The organism is Streptomyces sp. NPDC006385 (assembly GCF_040612485.1).
Lineage (GTDB): Bacteria > Actinomycetota > Actinomycetes > Streptomycetales > Streptomycetaceae > Streptomyces.
On record NZ_JBEXQG010000011.1, the window covers coordinates 169,549 to 190,330 of the forward strand.

Below are 20,782 nucleotides of genomic sequence, written 5' to 3' on the forward strand. Positions count from 1 at the left end.
CACCGCTCAACGACGCATTACAACCACCCCTTGACCGCACTAAGCGAGAGCCCCCTTGCCAGAAGGGGGTGACGTGGCCGTTCGACTGGAGTTGCACGTGGCCGGGCGCATCGAAGACTACGCACTCATCGGAGACATGCAGACCGCCGCACTGGTCTGCCGGGACGGCACAGTGGACTGGCTGTGCCTTCCCCGCTTCGACTCGCACGCCATCTTCGCCGGCCTGCTGGGCACCGAGGAGCACGGTTTCTGGCGGCTCGGCCCCGCACACGCCTCCGACGCCCCACCGCCCACCGCGGCCCGGCGCAGCTACCGCGGCGACTCCCTGATCCTGGAGTCCGAGTGGGACACGCCGCGCGGCACGGTCCGAGTGATCGACTTCATGCCTCCGCGTGACGGCGCGCCCCAGCTCATCCGGATCGTGGAGGGCGTCTCCGGCCGGGTGCCGATGCGCTCGGCACTGCGGATGCGCTTCTCGTACGGCCGGGTCGTGCCGTGGGTGCACAAGCACGAGGGGCGCACGGTGGCCGTCGCGGGTCCGGACTCGGTGTGGTACGACACCGAGCGCGAGACGTACGGCAAGTCGCTGACGACGTACTCCGACTTCACGGTGGCACCGGGCGACCGCTTCGCCTTCACGATCTCGTGGCAGCCCTCGCACAAGGAGCCGCCGCCGCTGCCCGAGCCGGAGCAGTCGCTGGAGGCGACGGAGGACTTCTGGCGGGACTGGGTCGAGCACTGTACGTACCACGGCCCCTACCGCGAGGCCGTGATCCGCTCGCTGATCACGCTGAAGGCGCTGACGTACGCCCCCACCGGCGGCATCGTCGCCGCCCCCACGACCTCGCTGCCGGAGGACATCGGCGGCGTCCGCAACTGGGACTACCGCTACACCTGGCTGCGCGACGCGGCGATCACCCTGTCCTCGCTGCTGCGCACCGGCTACCGCGAGGAGGCCCGCGCCTGGCGCGAGTGGCTGCTGCGCGCGGTCGCCGGCGACCCGGAGAACCTGCAGATCATGTACGGCATCGCCGGCGAGCGCGAGCTGGGCGAGGCCGAGCTGGACTGGCTGCCCGGCTACGAGAGCTCCGCCCCGGTCCGGGTCGGCAACGGCGCCGCCAACCAGCTCCAGCTCGACGTCTACGGCGAGGTCACCGAGGCCCTGCACCTGGCGCACATGACGGGCCTGGCCCGCAACGACTACGCCTCCCTGCTCCAGCTGAAGCTGATCCGCTACCTGGAGGACCACTGGCAGGAGCCGGACGAGGGCATCTGGGAGGTGCGCGGCCCGCGCCGCCACTTCGTGCACTCCAAGGTGATGGCCTGGGTCGCCGTCGACCGGACGATCAAGCTGATCGAGTCGGGCGACGCCGACGGCCCGCTGGAGCGCTGGAAGGAACTGCGCGACGAGATCCACCGCGACGTGTGCGAGAAGGGCTACGACAAGGAGCGCAACACCTTCACGCAGTCGTACGGCTCCAAGGAGCTGGACGCCTCCCTGCTGCTGATCCCGCAGATGGGCTTCCTGCCGCCGGACGACAAGCGCGTCATCGGCACCATCGAGGCGATCCAGCGGGAGCTGTCCACCTCGGACGGCTTCATCCTGCGCTACCCGACGGAGGGCGAGGACGAGGGCGTCGACGGCCTCCCGGGCGACGAGGGAGCCTTCCTCGCCTGCTCGTTCTGGATGGCGGACGACCTGGCGATGATCGGCCGCGTCGACGAGGCCCGCAAGCTGTTCGAGAAGCTGCTGGCGCTGCGCAACGACCTCGGTCTGCTGGCCGAGGAGTGGGACCCGCGCCTCAAGCGCCAGGTCGGCAACTTCCCGCAGGCCTTCAGCCACGTTCCGCTGATCGACACCGCCCTGCGGCTGACGGCGTCCGGGGCGTACGGCGGCTGAGCGGGACCGGACCGCCGCACCGCTCGACAGGACGGAGATGACGCGCCCGCCTAGCCTGGAAGCAGGCGATTGCCCCTTGACCTGCCGCTTGTCGGAAGGGGGCGGCCATGGCTTCCCGATCGAAGGCGGGCGCGGCTCTCGACGCGCTGCGCGAGGATCTCGCCGGTGATGTGTTCGCTCCGTGGGACGTCGGCTACGACGACGCCCGCGTCGTCTTCAACACCATGATCGACCGGCGGCCCGCGGTGATCGCGCAGTGCGTGGACGAGGCCGATGTCGTGCGCGCCGTGCGGTTCGGCCGGGAGCTGGACCTCGACATCGCGGTGCGCGGCGGCGGGCACAGCGTCGCGGGCATGGCGCTCAACGACAACGGCCTGGTCGTCGACCTGCGTCACATGCGCGCGGTCACGGTCGACCCCGCGGCCGAGGCGGTACGGGTCGCGGGCGGCGCCACGATGAGCGACCTGGACCGCGCCACCCAGTCGTACGGCCTGGCCACGACCGGCGGCCGGGCCTCGACCACCGGCGTCGGCGGCTTCGTCCTCGGCGGCGGCACCGGCTGGCTGGACCGCTGCTGCGGGCTCGCCGTGGACAATCTGCTCGGCGTGGAGCTGGTCACCGCCGACGGCAGCCGGATCCACGCGAACGCGGACGACAACCCGGACCTGTTCTGGGCGCTGCACGGGGGCGGCGGCAACTTCGGCATCGCCACCGCGCTCACGCTGAAGCTGCACGAGCTGCCCGACTTCGCCATCGCCATGCTGCTGTACCGGCCGGAGTCCGCCCCGGAGGCCGTCCGCACCTTCCGCGACGTGATCGAGTCCGGCCCCGACGAGGTGGGCGGCGGCGTCCTGCACTTCACCGGCCCGCCCGAGGACTTCGTACCGCCGTCCCTGGTCGGCGCTCTGGTGTGCGGTGTGCTCCTGACGTACGCCGGTGCCGAGCGGGACATGCGCAAGTACGCCGAGCCGCTGCTGGCGCTGTCGCACGAGGCGGAGATCGTCGGCGCGATGCCGTACGCCGACGTGCAGTGCATGATCGACGATCCGCCCGGGATGCGGCACTACTGGTCGGCGGAGTATCTGACGGGCGCGCCGGACGACTTCGTCGACGTCTACTGCGCCGCCGGGCGGTCCATGCCCGTGCCGACCGGCACCCAGCACGCCCTCCTCCCGCAGGGCGGCGCGATCGCCGCCGGCCCGCACGAGTACCCGGTGCCCTACCGGGACGCGCCCTGGGCGGTGCACCCGTACGGCATGTGGCAGGACCCGGCGGACGACGAGCGGTGCGTGCGGTGGGTCCGTGACGTTCGCGCCGACGTGCGGCCGTGGAGCACCGGCGCGGTCTATCTGAACTTCATCGGCGACGAGGGCGCGGAGCGCGTGGTGGCCGGTCTGGGCGCCGGGAACACCCGGCGGCTGGCGGATCTGAAGCGGCGCTACGACCCGGACAACGTCTTCCGGTTCAACCACAACATCCGGCCGGCCTGAGCGGCGTCACCCGGCCTGCCCGAATGCCGTCAGCGTCCGCTCCCCGCCCGGATCGCCCGCCGTCGCCGGGACGAGGGCGATCTCGTCGAGTCCGGCCTCGGCGTACTCCTCGACACGCGCGCGTACGGCGTCGTCGTCGCCCACCAGGCCGACCACGGCCGCCGCCGAAGCGGGCAGCGCGCGCACCAGCGTGCCGGAGTCGGCGCCGGCACGGGCCAGCTCGACGGCCCGACCGAAGCCGGCCGCCTCGAACATGTCGCTGTAGCCCGGCACGGTCAGATACCCGGCGATGCTCCGCAGGACCTGCGCGAGGGACTCCGGGTCCGGATCGACGGCGGCGGGCAGCCACGCCGCCAGGGTGGGCGGCGACGTACGGCCCGCGCGCTCGGCGGCGGCCGCGAGCTTCGCCCGCAGCGTGCGGACCTGGTCCGGCGAGACGAGGTCGAGCAGCATCCGGTCGGCGTGCGCGGCGGCCGTGGCGATCGCGCGGTCGCCGAACGCGGCCACCGTGAGCGGGCCACCGGGCGGCTGGAGGCGACGCGGGAAGGCGCTGCCCGGCACGACCGGCTCCCCCGGCTCGCCGTGCAGAAGGCCGCGTACGGCCGCCGCCGAGGCCTCCATCGTCGCCGCGGGCCGCACGCGCGGCACGCCGTGCACGCCCTCGACGACCCGCTTGCTGGACGTCCCCAGCGCCACCCCGACCGGCCGCCCGGTGACGGCGGCGACCGAGGCGGCACCCCGCGCGATACCGAACGGCTCGCGCACCGACACCGCCACCGGACCGGCCGTCAGCGCGACCCGCTCGGTGGCCCGCCCGATCGCCGTGGCGAGGACGAAGGAGTCCCAGGTCGGCCCCTCCCCCGCCCACACCTCGCGGTACCCGAGCCGATCGGCGACCGCTGCCACTCGCAGCGGCTCCTCGACCGGACGGTCGTCCTCCCGTGCCACGGCGACCACGCTGAAGTCCATGTCGGCGCCGCTACCCCGCCGAGCACGCGGTAACCGCGGTCTCGTTCTCCCGGCCGGCGATCCGCAGTCCGCAGACGGCCCGCAGACGGCCCGGAGATGTGGTGGAAGCATGCTCGCGGGTAGCGTCCGCCTCATGGACAGCGGTACGGGCGGCACGGGCGGTATGGACAGCGGATTGGGCACCCACGGCGCCGGGATCACCGTGCGGCGGGCGCTGGAGCTCCCCGGCCTGCGCAGCGGGCTCCCCGAGATCCTCGCGGGCGCCGACCGGCTGGGGCGGACCGTGCGCTGGGTGCACGCGGGCGAGGTGCCGCACATCGCCTCCCTGCTGAAGGGCGGCGAGCTGCTGCTGACCACGGGCTACGGCCTCGGCACCCGCCCGGCCGACCAGCGGGCGTTCGTGCGCACGCTGGCCGAGCGCGGCATCGCGGCCCTCGTCGTCGAGCTCGGCCCGCGCTTCACACGCCTGCCCGCGGCGCTGGTGGACACCGCCCGTACGGCAGGTCTGCCGTTGGTCCAGCTGCACCGCGAGGTGCCTTTCGTGACGGTCACCGAGGAGATCCACACCGAGATCGTCAACGGCCACTACGCGCTGCTGCAACGGGCGGAGGAGGTGCACCGCCGGTGCACGCAGGCGCTGCTCGGCGGCGGTGGGGTGCCCCAAGTGCTCGGCATCCTGGCGGACTTCAGCGCTAACCCGGTCTTCCTGGAGACGACGGACGGCCTGTTGTTGTACGCCGCCGGGGCGGGGCCCGAGGGCGCTGACCCGTTGCAGGTGTGGGAGGGGCTGCGGGGGCCGCACAAGGACGCGCCGCCGCCGGCCGGGGCGGTCCTGGTGGATGTTCCGGGCGGCGGTCCGGGCGCGGGCTCGGTGCGGGCGCGGCTCGTCCTCCTCCCCGTCCGGGGTCCTCTCGCGCCCGTCCACCGGATGGCCGCCGAGCGGGCCGCGAGCATCCTGGCCGTGGTGCTGATGCAGGCACGGCAGGAGGAGGAGCTGGCGGCACGCGGTCGCGGCGACTTCCTGACCGACCTCGCCGAGGGCCGCGTCACCGCCGAGGACGCCCCGGCGCAGGCGCGCGTGTTGGGCTTCAAGCCGGGCGACAGTCCGCTGCTGCCGGTGGTGATGCGGCTCGGGGACGTGCTGTCGCCGGGCGGGGGCTGGGCGGTGCTGGCGCGCGCGGTCGCCGAGGAGCTGGCCTCGGTCGGGGTTCCGGTGCTGCTGGGCGTACGTCCGGTGGAGGGCCGTGTCCTGGTGCTGCTGGGCCTGCGCGCGGAGTCGGAGCGGTCGGCGGTCGCGGACCGGGTCGCGGCGGCGCTGCGGGCGGGCGTGGAGCGGGCCGGGGTCCAGCGGCCCGGGGCGCAGCCGCCGGTCGTGGTCGTCGGCGTGGCCGGGGGCTGGGCGGCGGCCTCGGCGGGCCTCAGGCACGCGGCGGAGACGGCGACTGCGGCACAGGGCCTGTCGGACCGGCCCTGGTACGACGCCCGGCGCCTGGACATCGACCTGTTGCTGTGGCGGTTGCGCGACCACCCGGACCTCGCCGCCTTCGTGGACCGCGCGATCGGCCCGCTCCGCGACCACGACGACCGCTCCAGACCGCCCCTGCTGCCCACCCTGGAGACGTACCTGGCGCACGCGGGCCGCAAGGCGGAGACGGCCCGCGAGCTGCACCTGAACCGGCAGACGCTCTACAACCGCCTCGCCCGTATCGGCGAGTTGCTCGGCACGGATCTCGACGACCCGCAGACGGTGCTGGCGTTGAGCCTGGCACTGCGGGCGCGGCGGCACGTGCCGTAGCCGGCGGCAGCCGGTCCACGGCGCCCTAGATCATGGGCTGCGGCTGGGTCAACTCATCGTAGACGCTGAGGACTTGGGCGACCGTCTCGTCCTCGGTCGGCCAGGTGGCCGCCTGCCGCACGCCCCGCTCCTTGAGCAGTTCCTGCCGCTCGGGATCGCCGAGCAGCCGTACGACGGCCTCGGCGAGCGCCTCCGCGTCTGCGTACGGGACGAGTTCGGCCGCGTCGCCGACGAGTTCCGGCATGCCGCCGACGTCGGTGGTGACGAGCGGCACGCGCGCGTGCAGGGCCTCCTGGGCCAGCACCGACCGCGACTCCCAACTGCTCGGCAGGAGCGCGATGTCGGCGGCGGCGAGCAGTTCGGAGACGTCCTCGCGCCGCCCGATGAGCCGCACGGGCAACCCCTCGTCCTCGATCCGGCGCTGCAAAGGCGCCCGCAGTTCCCCTTCCCCCGCGATCACGACCAACGGCACGGGATCGAGCCGCAGCCACGCGCGCGAGGCATCCAGCAGCACGTCGTACCCGCGATGCCGCTCCAGCGAGCCGACGGCGATCAGCACCGGGCGTCCGGTGGCGCCGAGTTCGGCGCGGACCTTGGGGCGCAGCCGGTCGGGGTCGTCCTGCTCGACGACACGCCGGCGGCCGGGCAGCGCCACGGCGGCGAGTCGCGCGTCCCGGGCACCGGTCCGGCGGGCCCGGTCCACGAGCGCCGAGGTGGTCCCGAGCACGACGGAGGCGGCCTTGACGACCCGCCGCTCCAACAGCCGTACGAGATGGGCGCGGGCGCCCTCGGCGTGCGCCCTGTCGTGCCAGGTGACGACGAGCGGGGTACGCCGCCCGCTGAGCGCGAGCACGGTGCGGAAGGAGGCGTGCAGCCCGTGCGCGTGCACCAGGTCGGCGTCCGCGCACGCGGCCCGCAGCGCGGCCACGGAGGCCGGATCGCTGCTGCGTGGCACGTTCACGTGTTCGGCGCCGGCGCCCGTGAAGTCGTAGAGGTGATCGGCCTCGACAGGGGCGCACACCGTGACCCGCACCCCCCGCGCGACCAGTCCCGAGGCCAGCGATCGCACATGCGCGCTACTGCCGGCGTTGCCGCCGCCCAGCACCTGCACAGTGCGCAGCGAGGACTGGCCGTGCGGTGAGTGGCTGCTCACGGGGGTCACGTGGCCGGGGCTCCTGGTTCGGGTCGGGCGGTCACGAAGAACGTACAGAAGGATCGGGCGGAGGGGGTGTACCGCGAGGATCCCTACGCGTACGACGTGTTTACGCCAAGGATGCCAGGAGCCGCGGGCGTTCCGGGAACGGTGAGAGGGCAGGGGCGGGCGGAGGCGGGCGATACGGCACGGGGAGTCACCCACGTGGGTGAAGGCTGCCGGGTTCCGTTCGAACACCGCAAGGGGGGGAGCCACGCCGGCTCACCGTGGGCGGACTCAACCCACCAGCCGTCCGGCCTCCCCCTCGGCCCTCCCCTCGCCTCACCGCCCGCCCAGCGTCCGCGCCGCCTCGCTCACCCGGTCGCCGTACACCGCGGCGGCCACGAGGGCGGCGGCGTGCGCGACCAACCCCGCCCGGCCGCTCCCGGCGACGACAGCGGCGCCCAGGGCCGCGCCCAGCGCATGGGCGCCGGTGTCGCCGATCATCGCCCGCTCCCCGAGGTCGTCGGGCAGTACGGCCGCCGCAGCGCCCATGGCGGTGGCCGCGATCCCGGCGCCGGGCCCCGCGCGGAGCAACCCCGGCGCCCCGAGCGCGAGTACCGCGGCGGCGGCCCGGCCCGGGCGTACGTCCACGAGGTTGACGAAGTGCGCGGCACCGGCGATCACCGCGCCCGCGAGCAGCTTGTCCACGGGCCGCTCCTTCAGGAACGCGCCGGCGACGAGTCCCGCCGCGGAGATCCCGAACAACTTGACCGCACCGCTGGTGACTTCGCCGTCCCGCAGAGCGGACAGGTGCGCCCGGAACCCCCGCCGAGGGTCACCGGCCCCGGCGACGTCGTCGTACGCCCCACACGCTCCGGCGACGGCCACGGCGACTCCGGCGGCCGGCCGTATCCGTCCGGCGCCGACCGCGGTCGCCAGGGCGCAGGCGGCACCGGCGTACAACTCCACGGTCCGCCCGGCGTAGTTCTTCCGCCGCCAGCGGTCCCAACCGCCAGGAGCCATCCTGCGCAGGACGGCCGTCCCCACGTGCGTCACTCCCGTGGCCACGGCGAAGGCCACCGCTCGATCGCTCATGCGCTCACTCTATGAGTCGTTGTCAGTGCCGTCTGCCACGATGCGTCCTCATACCGTCAGGGCCGTCCAGGGGGGACACATGGCGAAAAGACCGCGTCAGCGGACTCGGAAACCCACGCGCCGCAAGGCAGTCGCGATCTACCACGACATGAAGGAGTTACTTCGCCATGGGCTGCCTGGGCACGTACCTCGCCGAGGTCAGCACCCCGCTGATACGCACCGGAGAAGGTCAAGGACCGGCTCCGCGAACACGGCGTCCGCATCGGGGTGAGGCGAGCGGGAGTCCCCGCCGTTCTTCGCCGCCGTGAAACACGAGCTGAAGGCGCTCTACGGCTGGACGGACGGCTGAGCCGGCCGTCCGCCGTTGTGGCGCACGGCCGGTCACTCCGGGGTGGTTCGGCCGGTCGCCTCGCTACACGTCCGCCCGAGCCGTCGCCAGCAACTCCTCCGCGTGCGCCCGAGCCGTCTCGGAGTCCTCCTGGCCCGCGAGCATCCGGGACAGCTCCCGGACCCGTTCCTCGCCCTCCAGGACCTTCACACCGGACCGGGTGACCGACCCGTCGTCGGTCTTCTCGACGAGCAACTGGCGGTCGGCGAAGGCGGCGACCTGCGGCAGGTGGGTCACGACCACCACCTGCGCGCTCTTGGCCAGCCGGGCCAGCCGCCGCCCGATCTCCACGGCCGCCTTGCCACCCACGCCGGCGTCGACCTCGTCGAAGAGGTACGTCGGCACGGGATCGGTGCCAGCGAACACGACCTCGACGGCGAGCATCACGCGCGAGAGCTCACCGCCGGAGGCGCCCTTGGCGATCGGCCGCGGCGGCGCTCCCGGATGCGGAGCGAGCAGCAGCTCCACCTCGTCCGCGCCCGACGGTCCGTAGGCGACCGTGCGCCCACCGACCTCGACGCCCTCCGGGTCCTCGGTCTGCCGGATGTCGAAGGACACGCGCGCGTGCGGCATGGCGAGCGAGGCCAGCTCCGCCGTCACGGCGGCGGCGAACCGCTCGGCGGCCTCGGTCCGCGCGTCGGTCAGCGCCTGCGCCAGCCCGCCCAGCTCGCCCCGCAGCGCGTCCCGCTCGGCGGTCAGCTCCTCGATCCGGTCGTCGTCGCTGTCCAGCTCGGTCAGCCGTGCGCTGCTCTCCTCGGCCCAGGCGAGCACGGCGGCGACGTTCTCGCCGTACTTCCGCGTGAGCGCGTTCAGCGCGGCCCGCCGTTCCTCGACGGCCGCGAGCCGCAGGGGATCGGCGTCCAGGTCGTCGGCGTACCCCGCCAGCTCCCCGGCGACGTCACCCAGCAGGATCCCGATCTCGCCGATCCGGTCGGCCAGGGCGGCCAGCGCCGGGTCGTGCGACCGCACGGCGTCCAGGGCCCGCCGCGCGCCCGCGACGAGCGTGGCCGCGTCGATGCCCTCGGGGTCCTCCGGGTTGCCGGCGAGCGCGGCGTGGGCGGCCGTGGCGGCCGACGACAGCGCCTCCGCGTGCCCGAGCCGCTCCGCCTCCTCCGCGAGCTCCACGTCCTCACCGGCCCGCGGCTCGACACCGGCGATCTCCTCGAGCCCGAAGCGCAGCATGTCGGCTTCCTGGGCCCGCTCACGCGCGCGTGTGACGATCTCGTCGAGTTCGGTGGAGACGGCCCGCAGCCGCCGGTACGCCTCGGTGTACTTGGCGAGCGGCACGGCGACGCAGTCCCCCGCGTACCGGTCGAGCGCCTGCCGCTGCCGGGACAGCTTCAGCAGCCCCTGCTGGTCGGTCTGCCCGTGCACGGCCACCAGGTCGTCGGCGAGTTCGGCGAGCAGTCCCACCGGCACGCTGCGCCCGCCGAGATGCGCCCGCGACCGCCCCTCGGCGGAAACGGTCCGGCTGATCAGCAACGCCCCGTCGTCGAGCTCGGCCCCCGCCTCCTCGGCGCGCACGACGGCCGACGCGTCCGCGGCGACGGTGATCCGCCCCTCCACGACCGCGTTCTTCGCCCCGATCCGCACGAGCGCCGGGTCGGCCCGCCCACCGAGGAGCAACCCCAGGCTGGTGACCACCATGGTCTTGCCCGCACCCGTCTCACCCGTGACGGCGGTGAATCCGGGCGACAGCTCGACCACCGCGTCGTCGATGACTCCGAGCGACCGTATCCGCATCTCCTCCAACACGGACACGACCTTACGAGGTCGGGGGCGGGGAGTGCGACGGCCCCCGGCCCTCTCGTGTGAAGGTGCAGGTGACGAATGTGCATCGGCCCGCACATGTCACCCAGGGGAGTGGCCCGGCTCAGTGCGGCGCCCCTCGCCACCCGGAGACCGGCAGCGCGAACTTCGCCACCAACCGGTCGGTGAACGAAGCGTGATGCAGCCGAGCCAGCCGCACCGGCACCGCCCCCCGCCGTACCTCGACCCGCGCCCCCGGCGGCAACTCCACCGTCCGCCGCCCGTCACACCACAGCACACCCGGCGGGATGTGCGGCAGAACCTCCACCGCGAGCACCGAATCCGGCGACGTCACCAACGGCTTCGCGAACAACGCGTGCGCGCTGATCGGCACCATCAGCAACGCCTCCACCTCGGGCCACACCACAGGCCCACCCGCGGAGAAGGCATAGGCCGTGGACCCGGTCGGAGTCGACAGGACGATCCCGTCGCACCCGAACCCCGTCACCGGCCGCCCGTCGATCTCCAGCACGACCTCAAGCAGCTTCTCCGCCCCGGCCTTCTGCACGGCCGCCTCGTTCAGCGCCCAGTCGGTGTGCACGATGTCGCCGTTGCGATGCACGACGACGTCGACGGTCATCCGCTCCTCGACCTCGTACGCCTTGGTCACCACCCGGTCGACCACCTTGTCGAGGTCGTCCCGTTCGGCCTCCGCCAGGAACCCGACCCGCCCGAGGTTGACCCCCAGCATCGGCACCCCGGACGCCCGCGCGAACTCGGCGCCCCGCAGCAGCGTCCCGTCACCGCCCAGCACGATGAGCAGCTCGCACCCGTCGAGGCACTGCGCAGTCGCCTCCTTGACGAGTTCCACCTCGTCCGGCAGCGGCAGGTCCTGCGCCTCCGCCTCCAGCACGCGCACGCCGATCCCCGACCGCAGCAGTCCCTTGACCACCAGCTCGGCGCTGCGAATGGCCGCGGGCCGCCCGGTGTGGGCGAGCAGGAAAACAGTACGAGCTCGGTCCTGTGTCAACGCGGCCCCTCCGCCACTGCACGGTCAACGTCGGCCGGGTCCAGGGCGGGCGCCCCGGTACGCAGCCACAGAAAGTACTCGACATTCCCGGAGGGACCGGGCAACGGACTGGCCGTGACCCCCTTCACCCCGAGCCCGAGTTCCCACGCCTTCTCGGCCACGCCGCGCACGGCCTCGGCCCGTAGCTGAGGGCTGCGGACCACCCCGCCGCTCCCCAGCCGTTCCTTCCCCACCTCGAACTGTGGCTTGACCATCATCACCAGATCGGCGTCCGGCTTCACGCACCGCACCAGGGCGGGCAGCACCAGGCCGAGCGGGATGAAGGACAGATCCCCCACGACAAGATCCACAGGCTCCCCATCGATCGCTTCGAGCGTCAACTCGCGTACGTTCGTACGGTCCTTGACGGTGACGCGTTCATCGCTCTGAAGAGTCCAGGCGAGTTGTCCGTATCCGACGTCGACGGCGACGACATGCGCGGCCCCCGACCGCAGCAGGACGTCGGTGAAGCCCCCGGTGGAGGCACCGGCGTCCAGTGCCCGCCGCCCTTCCACCGCGAGCCCCTGGGGCACGAAGACCTCCAGCGCGCCCGCGAGCTTGTGCCCGCCCCGCGACACGTACTCGGGATCGTTGTCGTCGGCTGCGACGACGATCGCCGCCGCGGTCTCCACCTGCGTGGCCGGCTTGGTCGCGACGGTCTTGCCGACGGTGACCCGCCCGGCGGCGATCAGCTGGCTGGCGTGCTCACGCGAGCGCGCGAGCTTGCGGCGGACCAGCTCCGCGTCGAGACGGCGGCGTGCGACTCCTGCCACGTTCGGTTCAGCTCCTAGTCCCATACGTCGACGGGGGCGCCGGAGGTCCCGGGCGGGCGTCGAGCGCGGTGAGCGCGTCGCGCAGCCCCCGGTGTACATCCTCGTACACCTCCAGGTGCCCGTCGGTGGCCAGGTGGTCGGCATCGCTCAGCCGCTCCAGCTGGGCGTCGACGTCGGCGTTGCCGGTGGGGGTGCGGGGGAGGTTCAACGGAGCGGGGGCGGCGGGGCCGTGGTCGGGCTCGACCGCGGGCTCGGGCTCGACCGGGGGCTCGGGTTCGACCGGGGGCTCGGGTTCGACCGGGGGCTCGGGTTCGGCAGCGAGCCCGGCCTCCGCTGCGGCCCCGTCCTCCGGGGTCCGCGGCTGCGGCGGGATCCCCGCCTGCGGAACTGTGTCGCTCATGCCCAGACGCTACCCCGAACCGCTGGGGTACCGTCGATCGCGATGGCCACGATTGAGGAGTGCCGCGCCGCACTCGAAAAGCTCTCGGAGAACATGCAGCGCGCCGAAGGGGACGTCCGCGCGGCCGCGGCCCTGGACCGCTCGGTGAGCTGCCACATCACCGACCTAGACGTCACGTTCGTCGGACGCATGGCGGACCGCCGGATCCATGTCCACGACACCCTCCAGGGCCCGCCCCGCGAGAAGGCCGAGATCAGACTCGCCATGGCCGGCGACGACCTGGTCGCCTTGGTCGACGGCGAGCTGCACTTCGCCAAGGCCTGGGGTTCGGGCCGGGTGAAGCTGCACGCGGGCCTGCGCGACCTGATGCTCCTCAGGAAGCTTTTGTAGCCGCGACCTTCTCGACGCCGGCCTTGCCCCCGGCCCGCGCCAGCCGCGCCGCCGGGACCACGAGCGGCGTCCCCGTCTCGGGGTCGTCGATCACCTGGCACCGCAGCCCGAAGACGTCCTCGACCAGCTCGGCCGTGACGATGTCGTTCGGGGCGCCCTCGGCGATGATCTCCCCACCGCGCAGGGCGATCAGGTGTGTGGCGTACCGGGCGGCGTGGTTGAGGTCGTGCAGCACGGCGACGAGCGTCCGCCCCTGCTCCTCGTGCAGCTCGGCGCACAGGTCGAGGACATCGATCTGGTGCTGGATGTCGAGATAGGTCGTCGGCTCGTCGAGCAGCAGCAGCGGCGTCTGCTGGGCGAGCGCCATCGCGATCCACACGCGCTGCCGCTGACCGCCGGACAGTTCGTCGACATAGCGATCCGCGAGCTCGGCGACCCCGGTCTGCTCCATCGACTCCTGGACGACCCGCTCGTCCTCGGTCGACCACTGGCGCAGGATCCCCTGGTGCGGGTAGCGGCCACGGCCCACCAGGTCGGCGACGGTGATCCCGTCGGGCGCGATCGACGACTGCGGCAGCAGCCCCAGCGTGCGCGCGACCTTCTTCGCCGGCATCGACTGGATGGCCTGCCCGTCCAGCAGGACCCGGCCCTGGCTGGGCTTGAGCATCCGTGACAGCGCCCGCAGCAGCGTGGACTTGCCGCACGCGTTCGGGCCGACGATCACCGTGAAGGAGTTGTCGGGTATCTCCACCGACAACTGCTCGGCGATGACCCGCTGGTCGTAGGCGAGGGTGACATTGTCGGCGGACAGGCGGTTCACAGTGCTCCTTCGGTTGTTCAGCCCGTTCTTCGGCCCGCTGCTGATGCTGCCGGGAATGCTCATATCCGGCCCGCCTTGCGCTCGGTGACCAGCAGCCACAGCAGGTACACACCGCCGAGCACACCCGTGACCACGCCCACGGGCAGCTGGTCGGCCCCGAAGACCCGCTGGGAGATCCAGTCGGCGGTGACGAGGAGGGCGGCGCCCATGCACAGGGAGGGCAGCAGGTTGGGACCCGGCGAGCGGGTCAGGCGCCGGGCGAGCTGCGGGGCGGTGAGCGCCACGAAGCTGACGGGGCCGGCGGCGGCGGTGGCGGCCGCGGTGAGCAGCACGGCGGACAGCATCAACAGCAGCCGTACGCGTTCGACACGCACGCCGAGGGCGTACGAGACGTCGTCGCCCATCTCCATCATCCGCAGCCCGCGCGCGTTGGCGAGGACGAGCGGTGCGAGGACGGCGCACATCGCGAGCAGCGGCCAGACCTGGTCCCAGTCCCGGCCGCTGAGGGAACCGGTCATCCACACGACCGCGCGGGCCGCGTCGACCAGATCGGCCTTGGTCAGCAGATAACCGTTGACCGCCGTCATGATCGCGGACATGCCGATACCGACCAGGACCAGTCGATAACCGTGCACGCCCCGCTTCCAGGCGAGCAGATAGATGGCGAGCCCGGTCCCGAGTCCTCCCACGAGCGCGCCGACGGTGACCTGGCCGGCGTTCCCGGAGAACAGCACGATCACCACGAGCGCCCCGGCCGTGGCTCCCTGCCCGAGGCCGAGGATGTCCGGGCTGCCCAGCGGATTGCGGGACAGCGCCTGGAACAGCGCGCCGCCGAGCCCGAGTGAGGCACCGACCAGCAGCCCCACCAGGACGCGCGGCAGCCGCAGTTCGTTGACGATGAACTCCTGCCCCGCGTTGCCGTCGCCGACCAGCGTCCTGAGTACGTCGCCCGCCGCGATCGGGAAGTCGCCGGTGCCGATCAGCACGACGCTCGCGGTGAGTGCGGCGACGAGCAGGAGCACCACGACGGTCAGCGCCCGGACGTCCAGCCGGATCGACAGCCCTCCCGGCGTCCGCACGGCACGGTTGGCACGGCCGGTCTTCACCGCGGGCCTGGCCTCGCCCTTCACCGCGGTCCTGGCCTCGCCCTTCACTTCGCTGCTCACGTCGGTCCTCGCATCGCTCTTTCGTGCGGTCCTCACAGCTGGGCCGTCCTCCGCCGTCGTACGAGAAAGATGAAGACCGGCCCGCCGAGGATCGCGGTGACGATGCCGACCTGGAGCTCGGATGGCCGGGCCACGATCCGGCCGAGGACATCGGCGCCGAGCAGCAGCACCGGCGACAGGACGGCCGCGTACGGCAGGATCCAGCGCAGGTCGGGACCGGTGAAGGACCGCACCACGTGCGGCACCATCAGACCGACGAACACGATCGGCCCGCAGGCGGCGGTAGCGGCCCCGCACAGCACGGTCGCCGCGAGCATCGACAGCACCCGGGTGCGGTTCAGGTTGGCGCCGAGGGCCCGGGCGGTGTCGTCGCCCATCTCCATGGCGTTCAGCGGCCGGGCGAGGGCGAGCGCGAGCAGCATGCCGACGACGAGGAACGGCAGCACCTGCTTGATGGTGGAGCCGGTCGCCGAGGTCAGTGAACCGACCGTCCAGAAGCGCATCTTGTTGAGCGCCGCGTCGTCCATGATCATCACGGCTTGGAGATAGCCGTAGAGCGCGGCACTGATGGCCGTACCGGCGAGCGCGAGCCGTACGGGCGTCGCGCCCCGGCTGCCGCCCAGGAACCACACCATGGCCCCGACCACGGCCGCGCCGAGGAAGGCGAACCAGACATAGCCGCTCAGACTGGTGACGCCGAGGAACGTGATGGCGGTGACGACCGCGGCGGACGCGCCCGCGTTGATGCCGAGCAGACCGGGGTCGGCGAGCGGATTGCGGGTGAGGGCCTGCAGCACGGCCCCGGCGAGACCGAGCGCGGCACCGGCGAGCAGCCCGAGCACGGTGCGCGAGATACGGTCGTCGACCACGACGTCGCCGTAGGTCCCCGAAGCCTGGAACAGACCGTGCCAGACCTCCCCCATGGACAGCTGTTTCGCGCCGATCGCGATGCTCGCCAACGCGACGGCCACCAGGATCAGGACGGAGACGAGCAGCCCAACGGCACGTATCGCCTGTCGGGTTGGGGGCGCGGACACGGAGTCCGCGCGCTGTTCGGGAGGACTGTCGACCAACACGTAGTTAGGTTAGCCTACCCTCCCATGCGGTCACGATCCTGCTGGCTGCCCGCCCGCCTCGGGGTTCGTACGACGCCTCACAGCCCCAGCCGCGCCAGCGCCTTCCCGGTCTCCAGCTCGCACACCCCCTCACCGGCCGCCGTCCAGGCCGCCGCGCACAACACCCGCAGGCCGTCCAAGGTCCCGCCCTCGCCGTCCAGTTCAAGCCGCTCGGCACCGGCCCTCGCCGTCCAGCCACCGCACCGGAACCCCTCCCCGTCCGCGACGACCTCCGGCTGCCCGGTGAGCAACCCGCGCAGATCGGCGTCGACATACGTCGGCCGGTGCCGCGGCGGCGCGGCGAGCAGTTGAGCCCCGTCGGTCACGCCGGTCAGCACCAGCAGCGAGTCGACACCCCCGTTGATCGCCCCCTCGATGTCCGTGTCCAGCCGGTCCCCGACCACCAGCGGCCGCCGCGCACCGGTCCGCAGGATCGTCTCCCGGTGCATGGGAGGCAACGGCTTGCCCGCCACCTGCGGCTCGGCCCCGGTCGCTATCCGTACGACCTCCACCGCCGCACCGTTGCCCGGCGCGATCCCGCGCCCGCTGGGAATCGTCAGGTCGGTGTTGGACGCGAACCAGGGCACCCCACGGGCGACGGCGTAGGAAGCCTCCGCGAACCTCCCCCACGGCAACTCGGGCCCGCCGTACCCCTGCACGACCGCCACCGGATCGTCGTCCGCCGACTCCACCGGCTCCAGCCCGCGCTCCCGCAGCGCCACCCGCAGCCCTTCCCCGCCGATCACCAGCACCCGCGCCCCGGTCGGCACCTGCTCACTGATCAGCCGCGCCACCGCCTGGGCCGAGGTGATGACGTCGTCCGCCCCCGTGGGTATCCCCAGCTCCGTCAGATGCGTGGCCACGACGTCCGGAGTCCGCAGGGCGTTGTTCGTGACGTACGCGAGATGCATCCCGCCCGCACGGGCGGAGGCGAGCGACTCGACGGCATGCGCGATCGCGCTGCCGCCCGCGTACACCACACCGTCGAGGTCGAGCAGCGCCGTGTCGTACGCCTCGTTGAGGGCCCGGCCACTGCCCTCGGGCCTCGTCCTGACGCTCTGGCTCATTCCGCATCGCTCCTCGTTCGACGGCTTTCCCCGATCATCCCCCATGCCACTGACACCCGTACGATGCCGGGATGAACACAGCAGGTCACCCGGAAGCAACGGCGCGCCGAGGCCTCGAACTCACCCCGTTCCGAGGGCTTCGCTACGACCCCGACCGGGTCGGCAGCCTGGCCGCCGTCACATCCCCCCCGTACGACGTCGTCGTCCGCCCCGACGGCCTGCACCACCTCCAGGACGCGGACCCGCACAACATCGTCCGCCTGATCCTGCCCCAGGCGGACACCCCCAGCACCCGCAACGAACAGGCGGCGACCACCCTGCGCCGCTGGCTGTCCGAAGGCGTCCTGACGGCCGACCCCGAGCCCTGCCTCTACGTCTACGAACAGCACGACGGCGACGGCATGCTGCAACGTGGCGTCATCGGCGCCCTGCGCGTCACGGAACCGTCGGAGGGCCTGGTCCTGCCGCACGAGGACGTCATGCCCCACGTGGTCGCCGACCGAGCCGCCCTGATGCGCGCCACGTCCGCGAACCTCGAACCACTGCTCCTGACCTACCGCGGCGACGCCACGACGACCGACACGACCGCCGTCATCGAGCGCACCGCCGAGGGCCCGCCGCTGCTGTCGACGACCACCGAGGACGGCTTCAGCCACCGCCTGTGGTCGATCACCGACCCCACCGACCTGGCCCTCGTCCAGTCGGACCTGACCCGCCGCCAGGCCCTGATCGCCGACGGCCACCACCGCTGGGCCACATACCGCCGTCTACGCGCGGAGCACCCCTCGCCCAGCCCTTGGGACCACGGCCTGGTCCTCCTGGTCGACACGGCCCGCTACCCCCTCCGCGTCCGCGCGATCCACCGCCTCCTGCACGGCCTGCCGGTGCAGGACGCCCTGGCCGCCCTCGACGGCCTGTTCCGCGTACGCCGCCTCGAACTCCCCCTGGCCAAGGCCCTGGAAGCGCTGGCCGACGCGGCCCGCGCGGGCAACGCCTACCTCCTCGCCGGCGACGGCGCCTTCCACCTGGTCGACCGCCCGGACCCCGCCCTCCTCGCCCGTACGGTCCCCGCCGACCGCCCCAGCGCCTGGCGCACCCTGGACGCGACGGTCCTGCACGCCGCACTCCTCGCCCACATCTGGCACATCCCCGAGGACGACCCGGCACGCGTCGCGTACATCCACGACACCGCGGCCACCGTCACCAAGGCCGAACGCGACGGAGGCACGGCCGTCCTGATGCACCCGGTCCGCGAGGACGTCGTACGTGACCTCGCCCGCCAGGGCGTCACGATGCCCCGCAAGTCGACGTCGTTCGGCCCGAAGCCGGCCTCGGGCCTGGTGCTGCGCGCACTGGACCTGTGAACGCCGAAGGGGCGGGACCCCTGCCCGGGATCCCGCCCCTCACCTGAAGCGTCGCTCAGTCCTCGGCACCCTCGTCGAGACCGGCCTGAGCCTGCTCGCCACGGTCACCGCTGCCCCTGGCCTCGGCGTCGGCCTCGCCCCCGTGCTCGTCGAGAGCGTCGACGAACTCCACACCGTCCAGCTCGGCGAGCCGGTCGGAGGCGTCCGTGCTGCCGTCCTTGTCGGCTTCGACGGCCTTGGCGAACCACTCACGCGCCTCGCCCTCACGCCCGGCGGCAAGCAGCGCGTCGGCATACGCGTACCGCAGCCGCGCGGTCCACGGCTGTACGGCGTTGGAGGCCAGCTCGGGGCTCTGCAGCGTCACGATGGCCGCGTCCAACTGCCCCATGTCACGCCGGGCGCCGGCCGCGACGAGCCGCATCTCGACCTGCCCGGCCTTGTCCAGCTTGTGCACTTCGGGCGCCCCGGCCATGTCCAGCGCCTTCTCCGGCCGCCCGAGCCCACGCTCGCAGTCGGCCATGACGGGCCACAGCTCGGTGTTGCCGGTCATCCGCCGAGCGGCCCGGAACTCGGCGAGCGCCTCCGCGTACTTCTGGTTCGCGTACGCCGCGAACCCGGCCGCCTCTCGTACGGCCGCGACGCGCGACGCCAGCCGCAGGGCCACCTTGGAGTAGCCGTAGGCACCCTCGGGGTCCTCGTCGATGAGCCGCGCGACCATCACCAGGTTCTTGGCGACGTCTTCCGCGAGCGTCTTCGGCAGGCTCTGCAGCTCCTGCCGTACGTCCTTGTCGATCTCGTCACCCGTGACGTCCTCCGGGATCGGCAGCCGCTTGATCGGCTCGCGGTCCCGGTCCCGCTCGTCACGGAACCTGCCACCGCCGCGCCGGTCGTCACGCCGGTCGTCACGCCCACGGAACCCTCCGGGACGCCCACCGCGGTCATCGCGCCGGGGCCCACGACCGCCCCGGTCATCGCGCCGACCGTAGGCACCACCACGACTGTCGTCACGCCGGAAGCCACCACGGTCATCGCCACGACGATCGTCACGGCGATCATCCCGACGGTCGTCACGGCGGAACCCACCGCGGTCATCACCACGACGGTCATCGCGGCGGAACCCACCGCGGTCATCACCGCGACGGTCATCCCGACGGTCGTCACGGCGGAACCCACCGCGATCGCCACCCCGGTCATCACCACGACGATCGTCACGGCGGAAGCCACGGTCGCGGTCGTCGCCACGGAACCCGCGATCCCGGTCGTCGCGGCGGAACCCACCGCGATCACCATCACGACGCTCGTCAGTACGGCGGTCGCCGCCCCGGTCGTCGCGTCGGCCGTAGCCACCGCCACGGTTGTCATCACGCCGGAAGCCACCACGGTCATCGCCACGACGGTCGTCACGGCGGTCATCCCGACGGTCGTCACGGCGGAACCCACCGCGGTCATCACCACGACGGTCGTCACGGCGGTCGTCACGGCGGAACGGGGGGCGATCCCCCTCGCGGCGGAAGCCACGGTCGCGGTCGTCACGACGCGGCCCACCGGAACGGTCATCCCGGTGGAACGACGGACGGGGCCCACGCTCACGATCGCCTTCACGCCGATCATCGCGCCGGCCGTAGCCACCGCCACGGTTGTCATCACGCCGGAAGCCACCACGATCATCGCCACGACGATCGTCACGGCGATCATCCCGACGGTCATCGCGGCGGAACCCACCGCGGTCGCCGCCCCGGTCGTCACCCCGGCGATCGTCACGACGCCCGTAACCGCCACGGTCGTTGTCGCGCCGGAAGCCACCACGGTCCCCGCGGTAACCGCCGCGGTCACCCCGGTCGCCGCGCTCACCACTGTCCCGTCGTCGCTGGTCGCGCTCCGGTCGGTCGTCGGGAGAGTTGGTGGACATCGGTGGCTCCTGTCTTCGGTACCGCAAGCATTGTAAAAACGAAAGGACCCCTGGTCCCAGCTGAACGCTGGTGACCAGGGGTCCTTCCCAAAGATTGTTCGGCGGTGTCCTACTCTCCCACAGGGTCCCCCCTGCAGTACCATCGGCGCTGTAAGGCTTAGCTTCCGGGTTCGGAATGTAACCGGGCG

17 protein-coding genes and 1 rRNA gene are annotated in these 20,782 nt (G+C 72.7%); 5 read left to right on the top strand and 13 right to left on the bottom strand.

Annotated features, from left to right (window positions below; all coding sequences use genetic code 11):
• Positions 1-97 precede the first annotated feature (97 nt).
• Entirely contained in the window at positions 98-1,900 is a 1,803-nt protein-coding gene (locus ABZ078_RS11985) for a glycoside hydrolase family 15 protein (protein WP_356574248.1), read from the top strand.
• A gap of 107 nt (positions 1,901-2,007) precedes the next feature.
• Positions 2,008-3,390 carry an FAD-binding oxidoreductase gene (locus tag ABZ078_RS11990; RefSeq protein ID WP_356574221.1) on the top strand — a complete coding sequence of 461 codons (1,383 nt, stop codon included), beginning with the start codon at positions 2,008-2,010 and terminating at the stop codon, positions 3,388-3,390.
• Positions 3,391-3,396: 6 nt separating this feature from the next.
• On the opposite strand, the gene ABZ078_RS11995 is transcribed toward ABZ078_RS11990, so the two are convergent.
• Positions 3,397-4,359 carry an LLM class F420-dependent oxidoreductase gene (locus tag ABZ078_RS11995; protein WP_356574223.1) on the bottom strand — a complete coding sequence of 321 codons (963 nt, stop codon included), beginning with the start codon at positions 4,357-4,359 and terminating at the stop codon, positions 3,397-3,399.
• A 133-nt stretch (positions 4,360-4,492) separates the two neighbouring features.
• Here ABZ078_RS11995 and ABZ078_RS12000 point away from each other — a divergent pair, with 133 nt between their 5' ends.
• Complete coding sequence (locus ABZ078_RS12000) at positions 4,493-6,154, top strand: PucR family transcriptional regulator ligand-binding domain-containing protein (protein ID WP_356574225.1); 1,662 nt, start codon at positions 4,493-4,495, stop codon at positions 6,152-6,154.
• A 25-nt stretch (positions 6,155-6,179) separates the two neighbouring features.
• Here ABZ078_RS12000 and ABZ078_RS12005 read toward each other — a convergent pair whose 3' ends face one another.
• From ABZ078_RS12005 to ABZ078_RS12030, 6 genes are all read right to left on the bottom strand, one after another.
• Positions 6,180-7,316 carry a glycosyltransferase family 4 protein gene (locus tag ABZ078_RS12005; RefSeq protein WP_356574226.1) on the bottom strand — a complete coding sequence of 379 codons (1,137 nt, stop codon included), beginning with the start codon at positions 7,314-7,316 and terminating at the stop codon, positions 6,180-6,182.
• Between the two features lie 312 nt (positions 7,317-7,628).
• Positions 7,629-8,384: a hypothetical protein gene (locus ABZ078_RS12010; RefSeq protein ID WP_356574228.1), complete on the bottom strand. Its 756-nt coding sequence runs from the start codon at positions 8,382-8,384 to the stop codon at positions 7,629-7,631.
• 412 nt (positions 8,385-8,796) lie between these two features.
• A complete protein-coding gene (gene recN, locus ABZ078_RS12015) occupies positions 8,797-10,515 on the bottom strand; it encodes a DNA repair protein RecN (protein ID WP_356574250.1) in 1,719 nt (572 codons plus the stop codon).
• 130 nt (positions 10,516-10,645) lie between these two features.
• The gene (locus ABZ078_RS12020; RefSeq protein WP_356574230.1) at positions 10,646-11,551 is read right to left on the bottom strand and encodes an NAD kinase; all 906 of its coding nucleotides are present in this window, start codon (positions 11,549-11,551) and stop codon (positions 10,646-10,648) included.
• On the bottom strand, positions 11,548-12,363 hold the full coding sequence (locus ABZ078_RS12025; protein WP_356574232.1) for a TlyA family RNA methyltransferase: 816 nt from the start codon (positions 12,361-12,363) through the stop codon (positions 11,548-11,550). Before ABZ078_RS12025 ends, ABZ078_RS12020 begins: the two co-directional genes overlap by 4 nt.
• Before the next feature lie 7 nt (positions 12,364-12,370).
• Complete coding sequence (locus ABZ078_RS12030; protein ID WP_356574233.1) at positions 12,371-12,763, bottom strand: hypothetical protein; 393 nt, start codon at positions 12,761-12,763, stop codon at positions 12,371-12,373.
• A gap of 42 nt (positions 12,764-12,805) precedes the next feature.
• On the opposite strand from ABZ078_RS12030, the gene ABZ078_RS12035 reads away from it, so the two are divergent.
• On the top strand, positions 12,806-13,153 hold the full coding sequence (locus tag ABZ078_RS12035) for an SCP2 sterol-binding domain-containing protein (RefSeq protein WP_356574235.1): 348 nt from the start codon (positions 12,806-12,808) through the stop codon (positions 13,151-13,153).
• Here ABZ078_RS12035 and ABZ078_RS12040 read toward each other — a convergent pair.
• The 4 genes from ABZ078_RS12040 to ABZ078_RS12055 form a co-directional block, all read right to left on the bottom strand.
• Complete coding sequence (locus ABZ078_RS12040; protein ID WP_356574237.1) at positions 13,137-14,036, bottom strand: ABC transporter ATP-binding protein; 900 nt, start codon at positions 14,034-14,036, stop codon at positions 13,137-13,139. The genes ABZ078_RS12035 and ABZ078_RS12040 overlap by 17 nt on opposite strands.
• On the bottom strand, positions 14,033-15,079 hold the full coding sequence (locus ABZ078_RS12045) for an iron chelate uptake ABC transporter family permease subunit (RefSeq protein WP_356574252.1): 1,047 nt from the start codon (positions 15,077-15,079) through the stop codon (positions 14,033-14,035). Before ABZ078_RS12045 ends, ABZ078_RS12040 begins: the two co-directional genes overlap by 4 nt.
• Positions 15,080-15,171: 92 nt before the next feature.
• Positions 15,172-16,215, bottom strand: coding sequence for an iron chelate uptake ABC transporter family permease subunit (locus ABZ078_RS12050; RefSeq protein WP_356574239.1), 1,044 nt, complete (start codon positions 16,213-16,215; stop codon positions 15,172-15,174).
• A gap of 77 nt (positions 16,216-16,292) precedes the next feature.
• On the bottom strand, positions 16,293-17,321 hold the full coding sequence (locus ABZ078_RS12055; RefSeq protein WP_356574241.1) for an HAD hydrolase-like protein: 1,029 nt from the start codon (positions 17,319-17,321) through the stop codon (positions 16,293-16,295).
• 71 nt (positions 17,322-17,392) lie between these two features.
• On the opposite strand from ABZ078_RS12055, the gene ABZ078_RS12060 reads away from it, so the two are divergent.
• Positions 17,393-18,685 carry a DUF1015 domain-containing protein gene (locus ABZ078_RS12060; protein WP_356574243.1) on the top strand — a complete coding sequence of 431 codons (1,293 nt, stop codon included), beginning with the start codon at positions 17,393-17,395 and terminating at the stop codon, positions 18,683-18,685.
• A gap of 55 nt (positions 18,686-18,740) precedes the next feature.
• Here the strand turns inward: ABZ078_RS12060 and ABZ078_RS12065 are convergent, their stop codons facing one another.
• Positions 18,741-19,511, bottom strand: coding sequence for a hypothetical protein (locus ABZ078_RS12065; protein WP_356574254.1), 771 nt, complete (start codon positions 19,509-19,511; stop codon positions 18,741-18,743).
• A gap of 1,179 nt (positions 19,512-20,690) precedes the next feature.
• A 5S ribosomal RNA gene (gene rrf / locus ABZ078_RS12070) occupies positions 20,691-20,782 on the bottom strand; the annotation flags it as partial.

Coding starts and splice junctions, on each gene's coding strand:
- ABZ078_RS11990 (WP_356574221.1), top strand. CDS start 2,008: ATGGCTTCCCGATCGAAGGCGGGCGCGGCTCTCGACGCGCTGCGCGAG.
- ABZ078_RS11995 (WP_356574223.1), bottom strand. CDS start 4,359: ATGGACTTCAGCGTGGTCGCCGTGGCACGGGAGGACGACCGTCCGGTC.
- ABZ078_RS12000 (WP_356574225.1), top strand. CDS start 4,493: ATGGACAGCGGTACGGGCGGCACGGGCGGTATGGACAGCGGATTGGGC.
- ABZ078_RS12010 (WP_356574228.1), bottom strand. CDS start 8,384: ATGAGCGATCGAGCGGTGGCCTTCGCCGTGGCCACGGGAGTGACGCAC.
- recN (WP_356574250.1), bottom strand. CDS start 10,515: ATGCGGATACGGTCGCTCGGAGTCATCGACGACGCGGTGGTCGAGCTG.
- ABZ078_RS12030 (WP_356574233.1), bottom strand. CDS start 12,763: ATGAGCGACACAGTTCCGCAGGCGGGGATCCCGCCGCAGCCGCGGACC.
- ABZ078_RS12035 (WP_356574235.1), top strand. CDS start 12,806: ATGGCCACGATTGAGGAGTGCCGCGCCGCACTCGAAAAGCTCTCGGAG.
- ABZ078_RS12040 (WP_356574237.1), bottom strand. CDS start 14,036: ATGAGCATTCCCGGCAGCATCAGCAGCGGGCCGAAGAACGGGCTGAAC.
- ABZ078_RS12055 (WP_356574241.1), bottom strand. CDS start 17,321: ATGAGCCAGAGCGTCAGGACGAGGCCCGAGGGCAGTGGCCGGGCCCTC.
- ABZ078_RS12060 (WP_356574243.1), top strand. CDS start 17,393: ATGAACACAGCAGGTCACCCGGAAGCAACGGCGCGCCGAGGCCTCGAA.